Source organism: Leptolyngbya sp. FACHB-1624 (assembly GCF_047649235.1).
GTDB classification, from domain to species: Bacteria; Cyanobacteriota; Cyanobacteriia; order Leptolyngbyales; family Leptolyngbyaceae; genus Leptolyngbya; species Leptolyngbya boryana.
Window position 1 is genome coordinate 3,477,450 of sequence record NZ_CP180258.1, and the last position, 22,890, is coordinate 3,500,339.

Annotated in this window: 18 protein-coding genes and 1 tRNA gene; 6 read left to right on the plus strand and 13 right to left on the minus strand. The window is 46.6% G+C overall.

What is annotated here, in order from left to right; genetic code table 11:
* Nucleotides 1-152: 152 nt before the first annotated feature.
* From rpsL to ACMUEV_RS16370, 4 genes are all read right to left on the minus strand, one after another.
* Nucleotides 153-539 carry a 30S ribosomal protein S12 gene (gene rpsL / locus ACMUEV_RS16355; protein WP_017288038.1) on the minus strand — a complete coding sequence of 129 codons (387 nt, stop codon included), beginning with the start codon at nt 537-539 and terminating at the stop codon, nt 153-155.
* Between the two features lie 148 nt (nt 540-687).
* On the minus strand, nt 688-1,020 hold the full coding sequence (locus tag ACMUEV_RS16360; RefSeq protein WP_017288037.1) for a HesB/IscA family protein: 333 nt from the start codon (nt 1,018-1,020) through the stop codon (nt 688-690).
* 192 nt (nt 1,021-1,212) lie between these two features.
* A complete protein-coding gene (locus ACMUEV_RS16365; RefSeq protein WP_017288036.1) occupies nt 1,213-1,620 on the minus strand; it encodes a cupin domain-containing protein in 408 nt (135 codons plus the stop codon).
* 180 nt (nt 1,621-1,800) lie between these two features.
* Entirely contained in the window at nt 1,801-3,582 is a 1,782-nt protein-coding gene (locus ACMUEV_RS16370; RefSeq protein ID WP_190652348.1) for a phosphodiester glycosidase family protein, read from the minus strand.
* A 561-nt stretch (nt 3,583-4,143) separates the two neighbouring features.
* On the opposite strand from ACMUEV_RS16370, the gene gltB reads away from it, so the two are divergent.
* Nucleotides 4,144-8,778 (plus strand): glutamate synthase large subunit, encoded by a 4,635-nt coding sequence (gene gltB, locus ACMUEV_RS16375; protein WP_206753993.1) that lies wholly within the window; start codon nt 4,144-4,146, stop codon nt 8,776-8,778.
* Between the two features lie 69 nt (nt 8,779-8,847).
* On the opposite strand, the gene ACMUEV_RS16380 is transcribed toward gltB, so the two are convergent.
* Complete coding sequence (locus ACMUEV_RS16380) at nt 8,848-9,429, minus strand: Uma2 family endonuclease (protein ID WP_190652350.1); 582 nt, start codon at nt 9,427-9,429, stop codon at nt 8,848-8,850.
* A gap of 169 nt (nt 9,430-9,598) precedes the next feature.
* On the opposite strand from ACMUEV_RS16380, the gene ACMUEV_RS16385 reads away from it, so the two are divergent.
* Nucleotides 9,599-10,102 (plus strand): DUF29 domain-containing protein, encoded by a 504-nt coding sequence (locus tag ACMUEV_RS16385; RefSeq protein WP_242044608.1) that lies wholly within the window; start codon nt 9,599-9,601, stop codon nt 10,100-10,102.
* A gap of 10 nt (nt 10,103-10,112) precedes the next feature.
* Here ACMUEV_RS16385 and ACMUEV_RS16390 read toward each other — a convergent pair whose 3' ends face one another.
* The 7 genes from ACMUEV_RS16390 to ACMUEV_RS16420 form a co-directional block, all read right to left on the minus strand.
* Complete coding sequence (locus tag ACMUEV_RS16390) at nt 10,113-10,457, minus strand: type II toxin-antitoxin system RelE/ParE family toxin (protein WP_190652352.1); 345 nt, start codon at nt 10,455-10,457, stop codon at nt 10,113-10,115.
* Nucleotides 10,454-10,702, minus strand: coding sequence for a hypothetical protein (locus ACMUEV_RS16395; protein ID WP_190652353.1), 249 nt, complete (start codon nt 10,700-10,702; stop codon nt 10,454-10,456). The genes ACMUEV_RS16390 and ACMUEV_RS16395 overlap by 4 nt, the downstream gene beginning before the upstream one ends.
* A gap of 359 nt (nt 10,703-11,061) precedes the next feature.
* On the minus strand, nt 11,062-12,744 hold the full coding sequence (locus ACMUEV_RS16400) for a DUF262 domain-containing protein (protein WP_190652354.1): 1,683 nt from the start codon (nt 12,742-12,744) through the stop codon (nt 11,062-11,064).
* 184 nt (nt 12,745-12,928) lie between these two features.
* A tRNA-Arg gene (locus tag ACMUEV_RS16405) sits at nt 12,929-13,001 on the minus strand.
* A 97-nt stretch (nt 13,002-13,098) separates the two neighbouring features.
* Complete coding sequence (locus tag ACMUEV_RS16410; protein ID WP_190652355.1) at nt 13,099-14,859, minus strand: ribonuclease J; 1,761 nt, start codon at nt 14,857-14,859, stop codon at nt 13,099-13,101.
* 103 nt (nt 14,860-14,962) lie between these two features.
* Nucleotides 14,963-15,859, minus strand: a complete 897-nt coding sequence (gene dapA / locus ACMUEV_RS16415; protein ID WP_026148616.1) for a 4-hydroxy-tetrahydrodipicolinate synthase — start codon at nt 15,857-15,859, stop codon at nt 14,963-14,965.
* A 25-nt stretch (nt 15,860-15,884) separates the two neighbouring features.
* Nucleotides 15,885-16,925, minus strand: a complete 1,041-nt coding sequence (locus ACMUEV_RS16420; RefSeq protein ID WP_026148615.1) for an aspartate-semialdehyde dehydrogenase — start codon at nt 16,923-16,925, stop codon at nt 15,885-15,887.
* 436 nt (nt 16,926-17,361) lie between these two features.
* Here ACMUEV_RS16420 and tig point away from each other — a divergent pair, with 436 nt between their 5' ends.
* The 4 genes from tig (at nt 17,362) to ACMUEV_RS16440 (ending at nt 21,919) form a co-directional block, all read left to right on the plus strand.
* Nucleotides 17,362-18,768 (plus strand): trigger factor, encoded by a 1,407-nt coding sequence (gene tig, locus ACMUEV_RS16425; protein ID WP_190652356.1) that lies wholly within the window; start codon nt 17,362-17,364, stop codon nt 18,766-18,768.
* Between the two features lie 191 nt (nt 18,769-18,959).
* Entirely contained in the window at nt 18,960-19,655 is a 696-nt protein-coding gene (gene clpP, locus ACMUEV_RS16430) for an ATP-dependent Clp endopeptidase proteolytic subunit ClpP (RefSeq protein WP_086371024.1), read from the plus strand.
* Nucleotides 19,656-19,664: 9 nt separating this feature from the next.
* The gene (gene clpX, locus ACMUEV_RS16435; protein ID WP_026148614.1) at nt 19,665-21,002 is read left to right on the plus strand and encodes an ATP-dependent protease ATP-binding subunit ClpX; all 1,338 of its coding nucleotides are present in this window, start codon (nt 19,665-19,667) and stop codon (nt 21,000-21,002) included.
* A 62-nt stretch (nt 21,003-21,064) separates the two neighbouring features.
* Nucleotides 21,065-21,919 (plus strand): alpha/beta fold hydrolase, encoded by an 855-nt coding sequence (locus ACMUEV_RS16440; RefSeq protein WP_190652357.1) that lies wholly within the window; start codon nt 21,065-21,067, stop codon nt 21,917-21,919.
* Here ACMUEV_RS16440 and cofG read toward each other — a convergent pair.
* A complete protein-coding gene (gene cofG / locus ACMUEV_RS16445; RefSeq protein WP_190652358.1) occupies nt 21,865-22,836 on the minus strand; it encodes a 7,8-didemethyl-8-hydroxy-5-deazariboflavin synthase subunit CofG in 972 nt (323 codons plus the stop codon). The genes ACMUEV_RS16440 and cofG overlap by 55 nt on opposite strands.
* Nucleotides 22,837-22,890 lie beyond the last annotated feature (54 nt).

Consider the following 22,890-nt stretch of genomic DNA (forward strand, 5'->3'; position numbering starts at 1 on the left):
CAACCAGCATAGTTGACCGACAAAAGCGCGATCGCAGAACAGAAAGCCGTGAGATGTTTTCTATCAATACCTTCGATCGCTAACAAACGAACCTCATTGACTCATAGATGTGAGCGACGAGGTTCTTTATTAAGCAGATAATTTTAGCGTGCTTATTTAGCAGCCGCTGGTTTCGGACGTTTCGCGCCGTACTTAGAACGACCTTGTTTGCGGTCTTTTACACCAGCCGTGTCAAGAGTTCCGCGAATGATGTGGTAGCGGACACCAGGTAAGTCTTTTACCCGTCCGCCCCGAATCATCACAACGGAGTGTTCTTGTAAGTTGTGACCGATACCGGGAATGTACGCTGTCACTTCAAATCCTGAAGTTAAACGAACCCGCGCCACCTTACGCAGAGCCGAGTTCGGCTTCTTCGGCGTAGTGGTATAAACCCGTGTGCAAACTCCACGACGCTGAGGGCAACTCTTCAGAGCCGGGGATTTGGTTTTCTTCTTAGCTTTACTGCGCTCATCTCGGATGAGTTGCTGGATGGTGGGCATCTTCTAAAATGTATTGGAGAATGCAGTTTCGAGACTGCTCCGACTTTCAACGATCACTAAACATACCAATGGATCGATACGCCTGTCAAACCCTTTTTTTGGGAAATCCAGAACGATCGACATTTTCGGAATGTAAAGCCTATCTATTCTAGCTCTCGTTTACCGAGAAGGAGACCCCACAGTCGCAACTTTTTTTAGCATTGGGGTTATGGAAGCGGAAACTGCCGCCCATTAAGTCTTCTGAAAAGTCGATCGTTAATTCAGTTAAATAAGTGGCGGTTTGTGGATCGATCGCGACTTGGATGCCGTGACAATTGAAAATGCGATCGTCGGACCTACTTTCAAGATCGAATTTCGTTTCATAAGCAAGTCCGGCACATCCGCCTGGAATGACTTGGAGACGGAAAAGAGCGTCAGGAGTAGAGTGGCGGGTGCGAAGGCGTTGGACTTCGGCGATCGCCGAAGGGCTTAAGTTGATCATGGAATTTCCTAGAATTAACAACCCGCACCAGTTCACTACATTTCTAGGGTGATTGTCCTTGAACTGGGACTTTATAGAACTGGCACGATATTGGATGCAAAATTTTGTGTTCCTATCGTACCGCGATTGGAATTTCCAAAAACATAGAGGGGCAATCCCGGTAGAATTGCCCCTCTAGAAAATAAATAAGATTTAGTTAGCGCGGGAGTAGTCGTCTTGGAATCTTACGATGTCGTCTTCGCCAAGATATTCGCCGTTTTGAACTTCGATCAGAATTAGAGGAATGACGCCAGGATTTTCTAAGCGGTGGGTCGTGCATTGAGGCACATAGGTCGATTGATTACTGCTGAGGGTAATTTCTTCACCGCCACACTCAACCTTTGCTGTCCCGGAAACTACAATCCAGTGTTCGCTGCGGTGGTGATGCATCTGTAAGCTAAGACGATGACCAGGTTTGACTTCGATCCGCTTAATCTTGTAGCCACGACCTTCTTCCAGAACTGTAAACGAACCCCAAGGACGGAGTTCGGAAGCACCCACCGACTTCAAAGCAGTTGGCGATAAAGTAAGGGTTGGGGTCTTTTCTTGAGCCTGAGCCACCGTTTTTCCTCCTCTAAAACTTAGGAACGAAGTCGTACTGCTTGACTTCACCGATTGGATTACCAACCAAGAAGCCTAACAGACCAATCTAGAACTCGCTTGTCTATAGTGGACGATTTGCGAAGATTTCACGAAGTCTTGACTTAAATTGCTTAATCGGTGAAGAAGGGCGAAGAGGCGTTAGGGCTGGATAAAAACGCCAATTCCATTATGAACACGGGCAGAAGTACGAGGAGGTCGATCGAGCAACTGTCCTCCTAGATAAAGCGTGGTTGAACTTCCTCCATCGAGATTTAACGCATTGACCGCACCTAATTGCTGCATGATGTCTGCCATGTCACTGAGTGTCGCGCCTAGACCTGCAACATTATTTTGAGCAGTAACAATGAGAATTCTGCCGTCAGAAGTTTGTCCGATCGCGCTTCGAGCTGCCGTTTCTCGAATGAAAGCATCACTAAATTGCTCGAGTCGAGCATCGAGAACGATTTGACCGTCACGGATGAGAAGTGGTCCACCGCCAATCAGATTGGGAAAAGCAGCGAGGTCAGAAGGAGTAAAGATACTTTCTAGTTGAATTGGCGTTGCAGGTGGGAAAGATGCGGCAGCGGTTCGATTCGATCGAAAAACGAGCAAATATCCAGTCGTTGGCAACGGAATGACCGTTCCCGCTTTTTCTGCGGCTTGCTGAGTTCCCGCTTGATTATTCTGGACAGTGAGCAGAATTTCATTATCGGTTAAAGTCGTATAAGTGCTGCCCCAATCAGCGGTGTACCGGGCAATCCCAGCTTGAACATAAGCAGAATTTAGAGCAGTTAAAGGGAAGCGTTGACCCGAACTGAGAATGAGAGTTTCTTGAAGTCTTAAGCGATCGAAATTCCAATTTCCCGCTGCATCCCAGCCGACAACCCCCCGATTCAAGATTGGACCAGAAGCAAATCGCTGATTTACCTTAATTGCTCCTAGAGGAAGCTGATTATTGCGATTGAAATATCCACCGTTAATGGCTGCTGAAGTGAGGGACTGTTGAGCCGTGGTAAATAAAGGTAGGGTTCCCGTCAATATTGTAGCATTGGGCAAAATCGGGCGGATGCTGAGACCCGGTTGACGTGGATTTACTTCAAACCAAACGATCGGGAATTGATTCGATCGTACAGTTAAGGATCTTTGCCGCCAGAGTAAGCCGTTTGTCCAGAGGATATCTCTGTCACTGAGAAAGTTGGAACCGATATCGATGACGATACGATCGGGATTGGAAAGCGTGGTAATTCGAGGTCTGAACCCAATGGGAATACCGAGCCGAACCGTTGTTCGGTTTGGCGTCGGTTCGACTTTGAGAGAACGAAGTCGAAAAGATGGCGTCGGCTTAAACGCTTGAATCCGGTTCTGATCCGCCTGAGCATCGAATGTTAAAACAAGTTCATTCGACTGCGGATCAGCTTGCCAGGTAATTGGGCGATCGAGCGAAATTGTAATGCGATCGACGTTTCCAGCCAGTTGCTCTTGCTGAATCGCTGTCAGGTTTGCTTTTGGAGTCGAAATCTGGAGAATATTGCCGCTAATTTGCAGTTGCCACCCGTACTTTTGGGCGAGATCTGTAACATCCAAATATCGCAGGGGTGGTGTGAGTCGAGTTGGTAAAACGGCTTCAGAGAACCATTGCACAGGTTGGCGAGTAGCATCGGTTGTACTGAGAAGCTCCGCTCCGAATTGAGAACGAATGATGGCATCACTGATTCCGACGCGATTTCCCTGCCATTGCATCCAATTTCCGCTGATGGTTACGCCATTCAAATTAATTTGAGTACCTTGAGCCGTTGGAACATTGAAATTCAAAGCAGGAACTCTTTGGGGAACGGATTGTTGCGCCACGTTAAAATCAAGAGCTGCAGGGGCATCAGCCCGAGCAGGAAGTGAAAAAGAGAGAAGTGCTAGGACGTAGAAACCAAATTTGGGAGAAGTCATCTAGACAAGATTTCGTGAAAGAGATTCCGCAATACCTGCGGTATTTTACTGCGATCGTCCAAAGGTGAAACTATCAACAAACCATAACTTTCCTCAGGGGACTTTATGGGAATCTACTGGCTCAGCAAAGCGATTGGGCTGAGAACGTCAGTCTATTTCAGTTGAAACCGCAATTTTACAGGGATTGTCAGAAGTCAAAATTTTCTATAATATTCTTAATCCGGTCTTTATAAAAATTCAGTCAAGCTAAGATCTCTTCGGCGATTGGGTATAGGCTGGCTAGTTCAGCTCTGATAAATCTGACATCACCATGAACGAGTGAATGGTTTCTCAGACTTGAGGTTTGGCAACAGATTTGGCTGTTTTGTTGTGATAGATCTTTTACGATGCCTTCGTCACAGGTAAGCGTGGCTACAGAACTGCTTGACGAGCAGAATCTTTTCCTTGATTGTTAAGTTTATGTGATCGTTCTTCTCCTTTCTTCATAAAAGTTTCTCAAGTCCCAGCGCTCTCCGTTCTAACCCTCAAATTCTCATTGAAATGAATCGAATCAATCCACCCATGAGTCAAGCAAGTGTTCCGTCTCCGAATGAATCTCAGTCAATCTCGAATGGATATGCAGGGCAGCGCTGGTTAGTCGAGGAACGCGATGCCTGTGGAGTTGGTTTTATTGTCGATCAGCAAGGTCGAGCCAGTCATGATCTGATGTCCAAAGCGCTGATTGCCCTGTCTTGTATGGAGCATCGGGGCGGATGCAGCGCGGATCAAGACTCCGGAGACGGCGCGGGTGTGATGGCAGAAATTCCTTGGGAGATTCTGAATCAATGGGCAAGCGATCGCGGTGTAACTCTTAAAATTGGTTATACCGGAGTCGGCATGGTTTTCTTGCCACAAGATTCTACGATCGCGGCTGAAACAAAACAGGTCGCAGAGAAAATTATTGCTGAAGAAGGGCTGACCCTTTTAGGTTGGCGAAGCGTTCCAGTCCAACCCGAAGTTTTAGGCGTTCAAGCTCGAGACAATCAGCCGCTGATTGAACAGTTAATTGTGCAGTCTGAAGTTGCCGATGAAGAATTAGAGCGCAAGCTTTATGTTGCTCGCAAACGCATTCATCGCACACTTGCAGTAAGACCTGAAGCCGGATTTGATGAGCTTTATGTTTGCTCTTTCTCGACGCGGACGATCGTGTACAAGGGCATGGTGCGATCGGAGATTTTAGGCGAGTTTTATCTCGACTTGCAAAATCCAGAATACAAAACCACCTTCGCGCTGTATCACCGCAGGTTTAGTACCAACACAATGCCGAAGTGGCAACTCGCGCAGCCGATGCGATTGCTCGGTCATAACGGCGAAATTAACACCCAGCTTGGCAACGTCAACTGGATGAGAGCGCGAGAAGCGGACTTAGCGCATGAGGTTTGGGGCGATCGCATTGATCTGCTCAAACCAACTGTGAATTCCAACAACAGTGATTCCGCGAATTTGGACAACGTGATGGAATTGTTAGTGCGATCTGGACGTAGCCCGGTCGAAGCGCTAATGATGATGGTTCCAGAAGCGTATAAGAACCAGCCCGAACTAGCAGATCATCCTGAAATCACCAATTTCTATGAATACAACAGCGGTGTACAAGAGGCGTGGGATGGCCCTGCACTGCTGGCATTTTGCGATGGAAAAATCGTTGGAGCAACTCTCGATCGTAATGGCTTGCGTCCAGCGCGTTACAGCATTACGCGCGATGGCTACTTTGTTGTCGGTTCAGAAGCGGGCGTTGTAGATCTGCCAGAATCTGAAATCATTGAGAAAGGGCGGCTCGGCCCAGGACAGATGATTGCGTTCGATTTGCAATCTCATGAAGTGCTGAAAAACTGGGAAATTAAGCAACGTATTGCCAGCGCTCATCCGTATGGAGAGTGGTTGAAGCAAAATCGTAAAACGCTGCAATCTCAAGCTTTCTTGGAATCAACGGCATTGGATGCAAAATCGCTGCTGACGCATCAAACTGCCTTTGGCTACACCTTGGAAGATTTGGAAATGGTCATCCAAGACATGGCGGCTCAAGGTAAAGAGCCAACATTCTGTATGGGGGATGATATTCCCCTTGCGGTGCTGTCTGAGCGTCCTCATTTGCTGTATGACTACTTCAAGCAGCGCTTTGCTCAGGTGACGAATCCGCCGATCGATCCACTGCGCGAAAAACTCGTCATGTCGTTGACGATGCAGCTAGGTGAGCGCGGAAATCTGCTGAAAATTAATTCAGATGGCGCAAATCTCTTCTTACTTGATTCTCCAGTATTAACTGAACCTGAGTTAGATCAGATTCGTGAATCGGGTTTGGCGACTGCAAATCTTTCGACTTTATTTGAAGTCGCAGCAGGCCCAGAAGGTTTGAAAGCTGCGGTGGCTCGCTTATGTGAGCAGGCGACGGCAGCAGTGCGATCCGGAAGCAAGATTTTGGTCTTGAGCGATCGCTTAGATCAATCTGGCAATCCAACTCAACTGAATGCGGACTACAGCTACATTCCGCCCATGTTGGCAGTGGGAGCTGTTCACCATCATTTGATTCAGAAAGGCTTGCGGATGAAAGCTTCTCTGGTCGTCGATACGGCCCAAGCTTGGAGTACGCATCATTTCGCTTGCTTAATTGGGTATGGTGCGAGTGCAGTTTGTCCTTACTTAGCTTTGGAATCTGTTCGTCAGTGGTGGTCAGATTCTAAGACTCAGGCTTTGATGGAACGTGGAAAAATTAAATCTGCCAGCATTGCAGCCGTTCAAGCAAATTTCAGAAAAGCGATCGAAGATGGCTTGCTGAAGATTCTCTCGAAAATGGGAATTTCGCTGCTTTCGAGCTATCAAGGCGCACAGATTTTTGAAGCGATCGGAATTGGGGGCGATTTACTCAATACTGGATTCTTCGGAACAGCTTCACGCTTGGGTGGTTTGACCTTAGCGGAACTGGCTCAAGAAATTCTCTCCTTCCATAGCAAGGCATTCCCTGAGCTGACAACCAAGAAGCTGGAAAACTTTGGCTTTGTGCAATACCGTCCAGGCGGCGAGTATCACATGAACAGTCCAGAGATGGCGAAGCACTTGCACCAAGCTGTGAGAACGAAGAATCCGGATCATTACGATCTCTATCAGAAGCATTTAGCCGGTCGTCCGCTCACGGCATTGAGAGATTTACTCGATTTCAAGAGCGATCGCACAGCTATCTCGATCGACGAAGTAGAACCCGCGATCGACATTGTGAAACGCTTCTGCACAGGCGGAATGTCTCTTGGTGCTCTGTCTCGTGAAGCGCATGAAGTCTTAGCGATCGCGATGAATCGGATCGGCGGTAAGTCCAACTCTGGTGAAGGCGGCGAAGACCCAGTTCGATACAAGATCTTGAACGAAGTTGAGAACGGGACATCTCCGCTCTTGCCGCACCTCAAAGGGCTGCAGACAGGTGACACCGCAAACTCTGCGATTAAGCAAGTCGCATCAGGGCGTTTCGGGGTTACGCCTGAGTATTTGATGAGCGCGAAGCAAATCGAAATCAAGATGGCTCAAGGTGCAAAACCGGGTGAAGGTGGACAATTACCTGGGCCGAAAGTCAGTCCTTACATTGCTCTCCTGCGTCGATCGAAGCCCGGAGTAACGCTGATTTCTCCGCCTCCGCATCACGACATTTACTCGATCGAAGATCTTGCCCAACTGATTTTCGACTTGCACCAAATCAATCCGCTGGCTCAAGTGTCCGTGAAATTGGTTGCAGAAGTAGGAATCGGTACGATCGCCGCTGGGGTTGCCAAAGCGAATGCTGACATCATTCAAATTTCTGGACATGATGGCGGTACAGGTGCATCTCCTCTCAGCTCAATCAAACACGCTGGAAGTCCTTGGGAATTGGGCTTAACCGAAGTGCATCGAGTCTTGATGGAAAATCAATTGCGCGATCGTGTGATTCTGCGCGTTGATGGCGGCATCAAGACGGGATGGGATGTTGTCATGGGCGCGCTGATGGGTGCTGAAGAGTATGGATTTGGCTCGATCGCGATGATTGCAGAAGGCTGTATCATGGCTCGAATTTGCCATACCAATAGCTGCCCAGTCGGTGTTGCAAGTCAAAAAGAAGAACTTCGCAAACGCTTCCCTGGCACACCTGAGCATGTTGTGAATTTCTTCTTGTTTATCGCGGAAGAAGTACGATCGCTCTTGGCTCGTTTAGGATACAAATCCCTGAATGAAATTATTGGACGTGCCGATCTGCTCAAGCCTAGAGAGGGTGTGAATCTGACCAAAACTCAACTGTTGAACTTGGATTGTTTGACTCAGTTGCCGGATACTCGCAGCGATCGCACTTGGCTAAATCACGAAACCGTGCATAGCAATGGTGCTGTTCTGGATGATCAATTGCTCAGTGATCCAAATCTTCAAGCTGCGATCCAGAATCAAGGAGATGTGACCAAATCCGTTGAAGTCGTGAACACAGATCGAACGGTTGGCACTCGGATTGCAGGAGCGATCGCGAAACAATATGGTAACTCTGGCTTCAGCGGTCAGGTCACTCTAAACTTTACCGGAGCGGTGGGTCAAAGCTTTGGTGCGTTTAACTTACCTTGTATGACGTTGAATCTCGTTGGAGAAGCAAACGATTACGTCGGTAAAGGAATGCATGGCGGTGAGATTGCTATCAAACCCTCTCCTGAAGCAACGTATGATCCATCTCAGAATGTGATCATTGGTAATACTTGCCTTTACGGTGCGACAGGCGGCAGACTGTTTGCGAATGGTCAAGCGGGTGAGCGATTTGCAGTTCGTAACTCTCTGGCTGAAGCTGTGGTTGAAGGTGTGGGTGACCACTGCTGTGAATATATGACAGGCGGCGTGGTCGTCGTTCTCGGTCGAGCAGGTCGGAACGTTGGCGCAGGGATGACTGGGGGATTAGCTTATTTCTTGGATGAAGATGGTAGCTTCCAAGAGAAAGTCAATCCTGAGATTGTCAAAGTTCAGCGAGTTGTCGCGCCTGCGGGTGAGCAACAGTTAAAAGAACTACTTGAGGCTCATGTTGAGCATACGGGTAGCCCGAAAGCGAAAGCTGTTTTGGCGAACTGGTCGGAGTATTTGCCGAAGTTCTGGCAAGTGGTTCCGCCGTCTGAGAAAGATACGCCGGAAGCAAACCCAGATGTTGAGAAGGTAGCTGTCTCGGCTTAGTTGAAAAAAGGAGCGATCGCTATTTCTGCAATCGCTCCTTTTTTCTGTAAGTTGCCTAAATTTGTTCTTTTAACCTTGGTTGAAGTCAATATTTTCGTAGAGTTCTGCAATTTGAACTTGAGATTCAACGGCTCCCAACGTCAAAGTAACCGTTGGATCGTCATATTCTGAGAACAGCCATTGATTAGTAGCAGTCTTAACGTGATGTTCGACGTGAATTCTGTACTGATCAATTAAGAGATACTCTTGAAAACTGGGAATCGATCGATAAGCAAGGAATTTTTCGCCACGATCATAATTCTGAGTTGATTTCGATAAGACTTCGGCAATGAAACAGGGGTTCATCACGGTATCAGTTCGACCTGTTTGAAGCTCGATCGGCTTTGGCACAACCATGATATCGGGATAAGTATAGAGACTAACGGCTGGAATCCAGAGGCGTTGATCGGCGTAGAAAGTCCGATAGGTCTTTCCCTTCAGGGCAGTTTTTAGCACAACATAGAGATTGCCGGAAATGTCGTTATGATCGGGCGTTCCACCTGTCATCAGGACGATTTCTCCATTGCGATATTCGCTGCGGGCTTCAGATGTAAGCTCTAGTTCTAGGTACTCTTCGGCGGTGTAATTTCTTTTCTCGATTTGAGCAATCATGTTTTACCTCAAAATCTCGCTCTCAATAACTGCCGCTCTAAGCTAGATTATCGCGGTTATCCGCTTGGAGAAACTATACTCTGAATCTAGCAATGTGCTTACCGATCGTCGAACAGCAACAGGAGCAAGACGGGTATTTATAATGAAGCATTACGATGGGAGCAAGCCAATGAACGCGCCGAAAGCGAATTCAGAGACAGCAAAATATCCGATTTCTGCACCCAATCTCTACGAAGCTGATTTCCATGCTTGGACACAAGAACAAGTGATGCTTCTTCATAACAAGCAATGGAATCAGATCGACTTACCAAATATCATTGAGGAAATTGCATCTTTGGGAAAGCAGCAGCGCCAAGAACTTCGGAATCGTCTCAGTGTTTTAATTGGGCATTTGCTGAAATGGCAGTACCAGCCTCAAAACCGTAGCCGTAGCTGGTTATCAACTCTTCGGATTCAGCGTTTAGATATTAATGATCTACTTGAAGAGAATCCTAGCTTGAAGCCTTACATTGAAGAAGCGCTTCGCAAAGCATATTTGAGAGGAGTTGAACTTGCGGTGAGAGAGACAGATTTACCGAATTCTACTTTTCCGATCGATTGTCCTTACAACTTGGAAGAGATATTGAGCGATCGCTTTTATCCGGGTGAGCCAAGCGAGTTAGTAGAAGACTAAACTCACCGTCTTATTCATCTGGATCAGTTTCATCCACTGCTTCACCAATCACAGGTTGCGAAGAATGCCGAATGTGAAGAATCCGAACTGACGATGATTCCTCTAACACAGTGAACAGAATTCGATACATATTTCGTTTCTGCCCGTAGAGAAGCTGTCGAATTTCCTGACTGAAATACTCATTCTCTTTTGCGATCGCACATCGCTTCGGCATGGTGGATAACGACTCGATCGCTTTGAGCAGTCCAGCATACCACTGACTCGCCTGATCAGGAGAAAGAATCTGCGATGAGCGCAGAAAGATGCTGTCTGCCTCTGCTTCCGCAACACTCGAAATCTCAATTCGGTAGTTCATGCGGGCAAATTGTATTTGCGGCGTTGTTCGGCAGCGAATTCGTCAAAAGCGCGAAAATTGCCTGCTTCAAAATCATTCAATCCCTGCTGAATGCCTTGAAGTGCCTCTTCTGAATCCTGCGCTTCCCATTCCAGAACACTTGCCAAAAGCTCAGTGGCAACAAGACCGATGTCTTGCCCTCGCTGTGTTGCCTTTTTGCGTAGTTGTTCCTCTAGTTCTGGGGTTAGAGTAATCTCGATCGACATAAGCTTTTGTCTACAGACTTCACTCAATAATTATCATTTTAACAGGCTCCAAAAATGGGCTTCTTCGATCGCGCTTTCCATTGCAATATCTTCAGTGATTTGTGCTATGAGGGCAGACACTTCCTACCGATTTTCCTGTAAGAGTTCAACGATCGTGCTTTTTACTACGGCTTTAAGCTGTTCTGAAGTTAAGACTCATTTCGGTCATCACATTTGCCTCATCAATGGAAGTTTTGGCAATTCATTGCTTTCAACGATATTTTTTAGACGCTATCTAAAGCACAAGCTAGCGAGAAGTTATAGAATTATCGAAATTCTTGTGAATAATCTAGACTAAGACAAGTAGATTCAGAAAAAAGCTATCTTGGCCAAACTTGAATAGCAATCTCACTTAAGTATTGCCCACGTCTCTGAATTTCTGACGCATTCCAAGCATTTACACTTCTGAAATAGTGATTTAAAGCAAAACTGCTCTTTTCAGCTAGATAAGTTAACTTGTCTGCAAATGGTTTATTTGAAAGTTCAGAATTATAAGCAGTAAGAGTTAGATTTCCTAGAGTATGCAACCATCTCTCATGCTGCTCATTCGCATTTGCGCCAAGCATAGCTCGCCATTCATCGGTTAGCGTTTGGGGCATTATATGCTCCACAGTAAAATTATCAGTTTTTACCTGCTCTTTTGATAAGTTTTCTGCAAGGCTTTCCAAAATTAACTTAACTCGATCATTTCGTCTATCTGTATATAAACGTTCCTCAACAATACTGCGCTTGAGAGAATCATCATCAGGCCAAATTTGAGTTCTTTGCAAGCTAAGCAACGTTTCACGCAACGCTCCTACTAAATCACTAGTTCGACGCTCCCTCGTTTCGCGATATAGGGTATTGAAAACTTTATCGAGCGCATTAGATGGCATACCGCACAGCAAACGGCGTACAAAATAAGATTCAATAAATCTCAACGCCTGCTCAAACTCCATAAGTAATATGCGCTTATTTTTGTAATCACTATAAAGGTTTAGAACTAGAGGATAGCAAGTCGTAAAATCTAGTCTTCTAAATCTTTTAAACCATCTTGCTAGTTTTGCTTCTTCTTCAGTTTCAGGAAAATGTACCCTACGATAATAATCCGCAAATTCAATAACTTGCTTGAGTTCTTGTAGGGCATTTAGCCCTTTATTTTCAAATGATTGCTTGAATACTTGATAGATTTGATTCTGCTTGAGAGAAACTCCATCCTTGCGCAAATATTGCCAGAAAGCTAGAGTCAATTCATCGAGATACCTTCCTCTAGCAACTGATTTAAAGTCCTCTTGCAACGGTAACCAAAAATCGGCATAAACTTGATCATGATCCTCTTTAGGTATCTGAAGAAAAAAGTAGTTCCTGATGAGATCTGCCTGGGTAAGCGGTGCACCTTTGTAGTTTAAACTCTCAAAGATAAGATACGGATTATCGTCATCGTTTAAAGTAATGCTAACCAGTGTCATACGCTCAAGCACCACAGTTTTGAGTCTAGAAAGATTCAAAGGTGTATTTACATGACCTGTTTCACCTTTTTCTAATTTCCTCAGAAAAAAAGAGTACGCCTCATATATTCGACTACGTTTTTCAACTTCCTTCTCTTGCACAATCTGCTGATAAAAGTTCCGATCCGCTTGAGTTGGAAGAACTTTGTATAAATCATTGCCCTTCTTAAATTTGTTAATCAAGTAAAGTTCGTGCAACTCTTCAGCGAATTCAGGGCCTTGTCTTTTCAAAATGTCTCTCAACGCCACTAGCAGTAGAGTGAGAGTTGTTAAGCGTTGCTGCCCGTCAATCAATAGATATGGTGAGATACCATCAGGTGTTCCTGGCTCTGCAAGAGTAACAATAGGCCCAAGAAAGTGATAGCCCTCCATATTTTCATCATATAGAGTCATCAAGTCATCCCAAAGAGTTTCCCAATTCTCTTTCTCCCAGGAGTAAGGTCTCTGAAAAAGAGGCACTTTAAATTGCTTACTACCTTCCAGTAAATTGCGAAAACTCGTTTCGGATGCTTTCATGTTATTTCTACTTAAAGCCAGAACGTTCTGAAGGTAGCATATACTACGTGATTTTTGTTGATTGCTGAATTCAGATCGAAAGCTCAATCAGGATGGATATGATGACAAAACTGGATATATGCGTTCCTATGCCCTTCGCTATCTCAAAAAGCGAAGAACGCATTACATCAAAAAACTAATCTAACGAGCATGGCAGGAATCGAACCTGCGACACCCAGAACCGGAATCTGGTGCTCTATCCCCTGAGCTACATGCCCTCGAAATACCCTTGCAAGTATCGCAACACTCTTGTGAGTATAGCAAGAATTCGGAACTAAAGAACTTAAGGATTCCTTAATTCCGAATTCTAATCTCTTAAGATGCGACTCTTGCGGCCGATCGCGTTCTTCCCGGAGTCGATTTCACCACAGGCGCGTCCGGCGTTTGCATCAAGAACACCAACAGCGGATTGCTTTGCAGTTCTCGACGCAGCAAGCGATGAATCTCGCGCTCGATTTGAACTTCCAAACCAGCCCAGTCGATCTCAATCCGACCCTCAAACGTGCTGTAGAAATCCTTCCAGCGATCGCTTAACACCGCCTCGATCGCGTCTTGAATTTTCGTTCTCAATTGCTCTGGATTCACCGAAGTTACAACCCCACGCAAATGCACATCGGGCTTACTGAACAAGCGCCCTTCATTCGTCACAGCCGCAGCAACGGTTACAACACCATCACCCGCTAACTGCTGACGCTCTTTCAGAACGCGATCGTCCACCATGCCCGATCGCGAAGTATCGACTAACTCAATTCCAGCTTTCACTTTGCCAGCCTTGCGGATCGAATCTTTAGTCAATTCAACAACATCACCATTGTCGATAATCACCATATTCTCAGCCGGAATGCCCGTGCTTTGAGCCGTTTGAGAATGTTTGATTAACATCCGATGCTCACCGTGAACGGGTAAGAAGAACTTCGGACGAGTCAGAGCCAGCATCAATTTCTGATCTTCTTGGCAACCGTGACCTGAAACGTGAATGCCTTGGTCTTTTCCATAAACGACCTTCGCGCCATTCATCATCAGCTTGTCGATCGTGTTGACAACCGCAATCGTATTTCCTGGAATCGGATTCGCTGAGAAAACAACAGTGTCACCTTCGCGAATTTTGACTTGGCGATGTTCTCCATTAGCAATTCGAGTCATCGCTGACATCGGTTCACCTTGCGATCCAGTGGTCAAAATCAGGACATCTTTATCGGGCATCTTTTGCGTCACATGCAGCGGCTGAAGGATATCATCGCGGCATTTGATATATCCCAAAGTTCGCGCGTGAGCGATCACATTCAGCATCGATCGACCTAAGACCGAAACCACACGACCATGCTTTTCTGCCAGTTCCAAAATCATGTTGATCCGGTGCACAGAAGAAGCAAACGTCGTGATCAGTAAGCGACCTTGAGCTTGTGTAAACACTCGATCGAGATTCGGGAATACAGCACGTTCCGAAGGAGTAAAACCTGGAATCTCAGAGTTCGTTGAATCGCTGATCAAACATTGCACACCTTTTTCGCCGTACTCCGCTAAGCGCTGAATGTCGAACTTCTCGCCATCAACTGGAGTGTGATCGAATTTGAAATCGCCTGTGTGAATCACAACCCCGACAGGCGTATGAATCGCAACGGTGAAACTATCCGCGATCGAGTGAGTATTCCGAATGAACTCGACAAAGAAATGAGAACCAATGCGGATAATGTCGCGTGGGCGAACCGTTCTGAGTTCTGTGCGGTCGGCAACGCCAGCTTCTTCGAGTTTGCCTTCGAGCAATGCCAGAGCCAAACGAGGTCCATACATCACTGGAATATCTAGCTGCTTCAAGTGGAAAGCAATGCCACCGATATGATCTTCATGACCATGGGTAATAATCATCCCCTTGATCTTTTCGCGATTTTCCCGCAGATAGGTCATGTCCGGCAGCACAATATTCACACCGTGCATCCCATCGGTCGGAAAAGCAAGTCCAGCGTCGAGAAGCACAATCTCATCGCCGTATTCAAAAACGCAGGTATTTTTACCAATTTCATGTAATCCGCCAAGCGGGATGATTTTGAGCGCGTTTGAAGAGTTATTTTGAGTCATCAGTATCCTTCAGGTTTACGAAAAAAACTTAGTGAAAAGTCAGCAGAGCAAGTTTTCAAGTCGCTGACTAAAAAATGGAGCTATTCAGTTGTGCAGAAACTTGTCAGACATGTGCAGCATTCAGCAAGTTCAGTTCACTCATGACTTGCATGACTTGATCTCGCACAGCGTCGTCAGGTGCGCAGAGCGGTAAGCGTAAATCCCCAACTTGCCAGCCCTGCAGGCTCATAGCAGCTTTGACTGGGATCGGATTTGTTGTGACAAATAGAACTTTAAACAAGGACAACAACTCTAAATGAATTTGGGTTGCTTTCTGGACTTGACCGCTCTCGAAAGCTCGGATCATCTGCTGTAAGCGATCTCCCACTAAGTGGCTCGCTACGCTCACAACGCCTTTTGCTCCAATCGCTAACATCGGCAGTGTCAAGGAATCGTCTCCAGAATAGATTGCAAACTCTGGCGGGGTCATCCGTCGAATTTGGCTTACTTGATCTAGATTGCCACTCGCTTCCTTAATTGCAACAATATTTGGAATTTTCGCAAGTCGAGCGACTGTCTCAGCTTGCAAATTCTGACTGGTGCGCCCTGGTACGTTATACAGCATCAGCGGCAGATCGGAAGATTCCGCGATCGCTTTAAAATGCTGATATAACCCCGATTGTGGTGGCTTGTTGTAATAGGGCACAACTTGTAACGAACCGTCTAACCCCATTTTAGCGGCTTTTTGAGTCGCCTCGATCGCTTCTGCTGTCGAGTTTGATCCCGTTCCTGCCATGACTTTTGCCTTACCTGCCACAGCACTTTTTACGACTCGGAATAATTCAAATTCTTCGTCCCAGGAAAGCGTTGGGGATTCTCCGGTCGTTCCGCAGACCACGATCGTATCTGTACCATGATCTGCTAAATGAACCGCTAATTTTTCGGTCACAGCATAATTGACTTCCCCATCTGCTGTGAAGGGCGTAATCATTGCGGTCAGGACATTTCCAAAATTTATCACACTCTATCTAAACTCCTTATAAATCCTATGAGTTGGCGACTAAAGCTGGTTTCAAGAGATTCTTCTCGATCAAGAGTTCAGCGATTTGAATCGCGTTGAGTGCGGCACCTTTGCGAATCTGGTCGCCACACAGCCAAAGCTCTAAACCATTGGGATTGGAAATATCTTGACGAATCCGCCCCACTAAAACATCATCCTTGCCGCTAGCATCGATCGGCATCGGGAAATAGTTTGCGTCCCAGTCTTCGACTAGCTGGACTCCAGGAGCTTGGATCAGGAGTTCGCGCGCTTTCTCGACTGCAAAAGGAGAATCGAACTCTAGGTTAATCGCTTCCGAGTGTGCCCGCAAGACAGGAACCCGTACACAGGTTGCGGTAATCCGCAGATCGGGCGCGCCAAAAATCTTGCGCGTCTCATTCACCATTTTCAACTCTTCTTCGCAATACCCGGAAGCTTCGAGTTTTGAATTGTGTGGAAACAGATTAAACGCTAATGGATAAGGCAAAATTTCGGCTTTTGGTTCTTGCCCTTGTAGAATCGCGATCGATTGTTTTTTCACTTCTTCCATCGCTCGCGCACCTGCACCACTAGCGGATTGATACGTCGATGCGACAATCCGCCGAATCGGCAAGACTTGATGTAACGGATAAACTGCAACCGACATCAAAATCGTGGTGCAGTTTGGATTCGCAATCACACCTTGATGGGCTGCTGCCGCTTCTGGATTTACCTCTGGCACAACCAAGGGTACATCTGGCTGCATCCGAAACGCGCTAGAGTTATCAATCATCACGGCTCCAGCCGCAACGATATCTTTCACCCATTGCTTGGAAATTGATCCGCCTGCTGATGCGAGAACAATATCGACATTATTGAATGACGACTCGTTGACGGCTTCGATCGTTAAACTTTCGCCCTGAAACATTACGGTTGAGCCTGCCGATCGTGGAGAGGCTAACAGCTTCAACTCAGACACGGGAAAATTACGCTGATCCAACAGTTCCAGTAGTTCAGTTCCAACCGCCCCTGTCGCCCCTAAAATCGCTACTCGATAGGATTGACCCAAAATAAATTCCTCCACAGTGAATGACTAAAGTCTCAAAAGCTTCAATAAGATTTTGTTTGAATACGAATCGGTAATACGAATAATCTGAAATATAAAGACTTTCGGTTGCTTCTGATTTCTTTCAGAGACTAGCGTGCTTTTGAACCGAATTCAAGTAGCTGATCCGACAAGGTTTTGATCCTTGGTATTTCTTAAATTATTATTGCAGAGCGCCGATGTTTATAGATATCACCTGCACTGTTTGCCCGATCGCTGCAATTTGGGGCAAATGGAAACGAAGCATACAGCCTCATATTCTTCTCCAGGCGGGCTTTTATAACAATCTGGACTCTCTAAAATCTAAAGATTCACCGAAACGAATCGCGCAACCGTGACTAGAATCGGTTAGTATAGCTTACTGCTTGGTAGAAATTCGCATTTTTTGTCACTTACGCCGATGAAAGTTACCCAGGAAAAGCTTCCCGCCAGTCAGGTCGGGTTAGAAATTGAAGTTACGCCAGAACTGTCTCAGAAAACTTACGATCGAGTCCTTCAAGACTTCACGAGATCGCTAAATATTCCTGGGTTCCGTAAAGGAAAAGTGCCAAAACAGGTACTGATTCAGCGGATCGGCTCGTTGCGCATCAATGCATCAGTTGTGGAGGAATTGGTTGATACTGCACTGAAAGAAGCCATCAAACAAGAAAAAATCGACGCATTGGGCAACTTCCAACTGAAGTCGTCGTTTGATGAACTGGTTGGAAACTACAAACCAGGCGAAGCCTTGACCTTCTCCGCCTCTGTTGATGTCCCACCGGAAGTGAACCTCAAGCAATATAAGGATTTCACGGTTCAAGCAGAAGAAGTGAAACCCGATCCAGAAAAAGTGGATTCTGTCATCGAAAATTACCGCACTCAGCTAGCAACCTTGATCCCGATCGAAGATCGCCCTGCTCAGAAAGGCGATGTTTCCGTGATCGACTTTAAAGGTCGCTTTACTCCGGCAGAGGGTGAAGAAGAAATCGAAGTTCCGGGCGGCGAAGCATCAGATTTCCAACTTGAACTCGAAGATGGTCGCTTTATCGAAGGCTTTATTGACGGAATTTTCGGTATGAAGCCTGGCGAAACAAAGGAAATCTCTGTCACCTTCCCCGAAGATTACCCTCAAGAACAACTGGCTGGACGACCCGCAAAATTTGAAATTACCCTCAAAGAACTGAAAGGAAAAGAACTTCCTGAAGTCGATGACGATTTTGCCAAAGAAGCGAGTGGCGATGAGTATGAAACGATCGCTGAAATGCGTGAAGCCCTCGAAAAGCGTTTCAACGACGAAGCGGAACAGCAGACCAAAACCAACAAAGAAGAAGCACTGCTCAACGAATTGTTGAATCAAGTTGAAGCTGATCTGCCTGAAACCATGATCGAACGTGAAGTCGAATACATGGTGACTCAAACCGCGATGCAGCTTCAGCAGCAAGGCATCGACATCAAGCGCCTGCTCAACAAAGACACCATCCCAATGTTGAAAGAGCGCTCTAGACCGGATGCGATCGAGCGAATCAAACGCACTCTTGCCTTGGGAGAAGTCGCCAAAAAAGAATCGCTTAAAGTCGAAGAAGACGAACTGAATACCAAAATTCAGGAACTTCTGACAGAATTGGCGGGACGCGACATTGATATGGATCGGCTCAGAAGCGCGGTTGAAGAAGACCTGCTGAAAGAAAAGATCATGGATTGGCTGATTGCAAATTCGACGGTCGAGCTTGTCCCAGAAGGCACGTTGAAAAAAGACGAACCCGATGAAGACGGCTTTGACGACGACGAAACCGAAGCGGAAGCAGTCGAAGTTGAAGTGGTCGAATAGGGTAGCGACAGAATGAATTGTGGGGCAGAATATTTTGCCCCACTGCAGGCAAGATGCCTGCTCCACAACCGGAATTCAATTTTGTCGAGATCTAAAGTCCATCCACAAATCTGTAAGCATTCGGATGTGTGCCGGATAACTTCGCGTTTGTTGGCTAGAATTGAACTTGTGGAACGTAAGCCGCTTGCCTCATGTATAACTCTCAGTCTTTCGACTACGCAATTCAAAATCTCAGCACGCTGGATGTCGTCTCTCAAGCTGCCCCAACTAACGTCGTTCCGATGGTGGTGGAGCAGTCTGGGCGCGGTGAGCGTGCCTTCGACATCTACTCCCGTCTGTTGCGGGAGCGCATTATCTTTTTAGGAAGCGCGATCGACGATAGCGTTGCGGATTCTCTAGTCGCGCAATTGCTGTTTCTCGAAGCTGAAGATCCTGAAAAAGACATTCAGATCTATATCAATTCTCCGGGCGGGTCAGTCACGGCAGGAATGGCAATCTATGACACCATGCAGCAAGTTAGCTGTGATGTTGTGACCATTTGTTTTGGGCTTGCTGCTAGTATGGGAGCGTTTCTCCTCTCAGGTGGAACACCCGGTAAACGGATGTCTTTGCCCAGCTCTCGCATCATGATTCACCAGCCGCTCGGCGGTGCTCAAGGGCAAGCAGTGGATATCGAGATCCAGGCGAAAGAAATCCTTTATCATAAGCGCAAGCTAAATGAGCTTTTAGCTCAACATACCGGACAGCCGCTTGAGCGCATTGAAGCAGACACGGAGCGCGACTTCTTTATGTCTGCTGACGAAGCAAAGCAATATGGCTTAATTGACCAAGTGATTTCCCGGCAGAACCTTCCCAAAGCTGGAGAACCTGTCGCCGCAGCAAGATAAGAGGCAGCTATGTCAAAGTACGACTCCCATCTGAAATGTTCTTTTTGTGGCAAGTCTCAGGAGCAAGTCCGCAAGCTAATCGCTGGACCTGGGGTTTACATATGCGATGAATGCGTGGATTTGTGTAATGAGATTTTAGATGAGGAGTTGTTTGACTCCAGCGCTGCTCCACAACCTGTGCCGCGCCGAGAACAAGCGCCTGAAAAACGTCGATCGCGCTCAGCCAATATCTCTCTCAATCAGTTGCCGAAACCCCGCGAGATCAAGAAATATCTGGATGAGCATGTGATCGGTCAAGACGAGGCGAAAAAAGTGCTCTCGGTCGCGGTCTACAACCATTACAAACGCTTGAGCTTTTTACAAGCGAAAAATAGCGGTAAGTCATCGCCTGATGATTCGGTTGAGTTGCAGAAGTCAAATATTTTGCTGATTGGTCCGACGGGGTGCGGTAAAACGCTCTTGGCTCAGACCTTGGCTGAGATTTTAGATGTACCGTTTGCGGTTGCTGACGCGACGACCCTAACCGAAGCAGGTTATGTCGGCGAAGATGTTGAAAACATTTTGCTGCGTCTTCTACAAGTTGCGGATCTCGATGTTGAAGAAGCGCAACGCGGCATTATCTACATTGACGAAATTGATAAGATTGCCCGCAAGAGCGAAAATCCCTCGATTACTCGTGATGTTTCAGGCGAAGGGGTTCAGCAAGCTCTGCTGAAGATGTTGGAAGGCACGATCGCCAATGTTCCCCCGCAAGGCGGTCGCAAACATCCGTATCAAGACTGTATTCAAATCGACACCAGCAATATCTTGTTTATTTGCGGTGGTGCATTTGTTGGATTAGATAAAGCGGTTGAGCAACGCTTAGGCAAGCGATCGATGGGCTTTGTCCAAGCTGGCGAACAATCGAAAGAGAAGCGAACCGCTGATGTGCTTCAGCATCTCGAGCCAGATGATTTGGTGAAATTTGGGTTAATTCCTGAATTCATCGGGCGTATTCCCGTGATGGCAGTCGTTGATCCACTCGATGAGAAAGCACTGTCTGAGATTCTCACCGAACCGAAGAACGCGCTGGTCAAGCAGTTCCAGAAATTGCTGAAGATGGACAATGTGCAGCTTGAATTTAAGCCGGATGCGGTGACCGCGATCGCTCAAGAGGCATATCGCCGGAAGACAGGAGCACGGGCACTTCGCAGCATTGTCGAAGAAATGATGCTCGACATTATGTACGAGTTGCCTTCGCGTAAAGATGTGACTCGCTGTACGATTACTCGCGAAATGGTTGAGAAGCGATCGACGGCTGAATTGCTTCTACATCCGTCTTCTCTACCAAAACCGGAATCAGCCTAAAGCTTCTTAGCGGATTGAAATTCCAGTGCTACCCTAAATTCTGGACATGTTTCAATCCGCTCATGGCTTACATCTCTGTAAATGGTTTTAATCACTACTACGAATGGCTTACTGAATCGGGGAATCAGCCGAGCGGTAAGCCTGTTTTAGTTTTTGTGCATGGTTGGGGAGGGTCGGCGCGCTATTGGGAAAGTACGGCTCGATCTCTCTGTCCGCATTTCGATTGTTTGCTATACGATATGCGCGGATTTGGGCGATCGAGAATGGATGATGCGCCTGAATCAACGTATGAACTAGATATCTATGTTCGAGATTTAGCAGGATTACTCGTGGCACTGCGGCTTCAGAAAGTGAGTCTGAATGCGCATTCGACCGGCTCGTCAATCGCCGTTTTATTCCTGAATCGGTATGCGGAATTCGTCGATCGAGCAATTCTCACCTGTAGCGGCATTTTTGAATACCAAGAAAAAGCGTTCAAAGCATTTCATAAATTTGGCGGCTACGTTGTGAAATTCCGTTATCCATGGCTCTATAGCTTGCCGTTTACCGATCGACTCTTTATGCAGCGATTTCTCCATCAGTCTGTGCCCAGAGAAATGAGCCGAGCATTTCTAGATGATTTCTTAATGGCAGACGAACCTGCTGCACTCGGAACGATGTTTTCTGCGGTGAGTAAAGAAGCAGCGGAGACAATGCCAGGGGAGTTCTCTCGAATTACCGTTCCAACGTTGTTAATCTCAGGAGAGTACGACAAAATTATTCCGGCTGAAATGGGGAGACAGGCGGCAGCATTAAGCGATCACATTCAGCATGTTGTGATTCCGAACACGGCTCATTTCCCGATGTTGGAAGACCCGACAACTTATTTGCGGTTTGTGACTGAGTTTTTAGAGGTTTCAAGTCCAGCCGTTCTATGATGCTCAACTGCGGTTCTGAGGTCGTCAGCCAGCCAGCGATCGTACTGCGGATAGATTGGCAGTCGTTGAACTAAGTGATAGCCCTGCGGCTCAAGCTGCTGTCTCAGCGCCTCAACTCTAGGATGTGGATAATCGGGATTAACTTCGTCATGCGGGCTAATCCCACCCAAATCCTGCGCACCTGCATCTAAGCAATCAATCAAATCATGTGAAACTAAGTTCGGTGGGATCTGAATTGAGATTTCATCTGGCACGATCGATCGTGCAATTTTAATCAGTTGAATGAGCTGCCTAGGCTGAAAAGCAGCTTGAGAAAGGCTCTCTTTTTGTCCAGGACTGTAAGGCTGGAGAATGACTTCTTGAATGTGCTTGTATTGTTCGTGAATGTTCGCGATCGCAACTAATGTCTCAATGCGATCGCGTTCACTCTCTCCAATTCCGAGTAATAATCCAGTTGTAAACGGAATCTGCAGTTCACCAGCCCAGGCTAACTGCTGCAATCTCACCTCAGGTAATTTGCTTGGTGCATGGCGATGGACAGATTCGAGTAAGGTTGGGGTCATTTGTTCTAACATTAACCCCATTGAAACATTGACGGTTTTTAGCTTTGCCATCTCATCAAAGCTGAGAATTCCAGCATTGGTATGCGGGAGAAATCCCATCGATAGCGCTAATTTGCAAAGATCGAAAATGCGATCGAACCAAGAAGCGCGTCTTGCACTGTTTGGATGGACTTCGCCGCTCAAGATTAGTAGTTCGACAACATGGTCTAATCGTTGCAAAATATGCTCGGCTTGTGCCAAACTCATCCATTCATCCTGACCCGGATCAGTACGAAAATTGCAATACGTACAGCGATTAAAACATTCGTAGGTTGGAACAATCGTGTAAGCCGAACTATAGGTAATCGCTTTCATTGATCCAAGAAGACTTGCTATCAGGCAATAGAGCCATCATACGCCGGGTTGAGC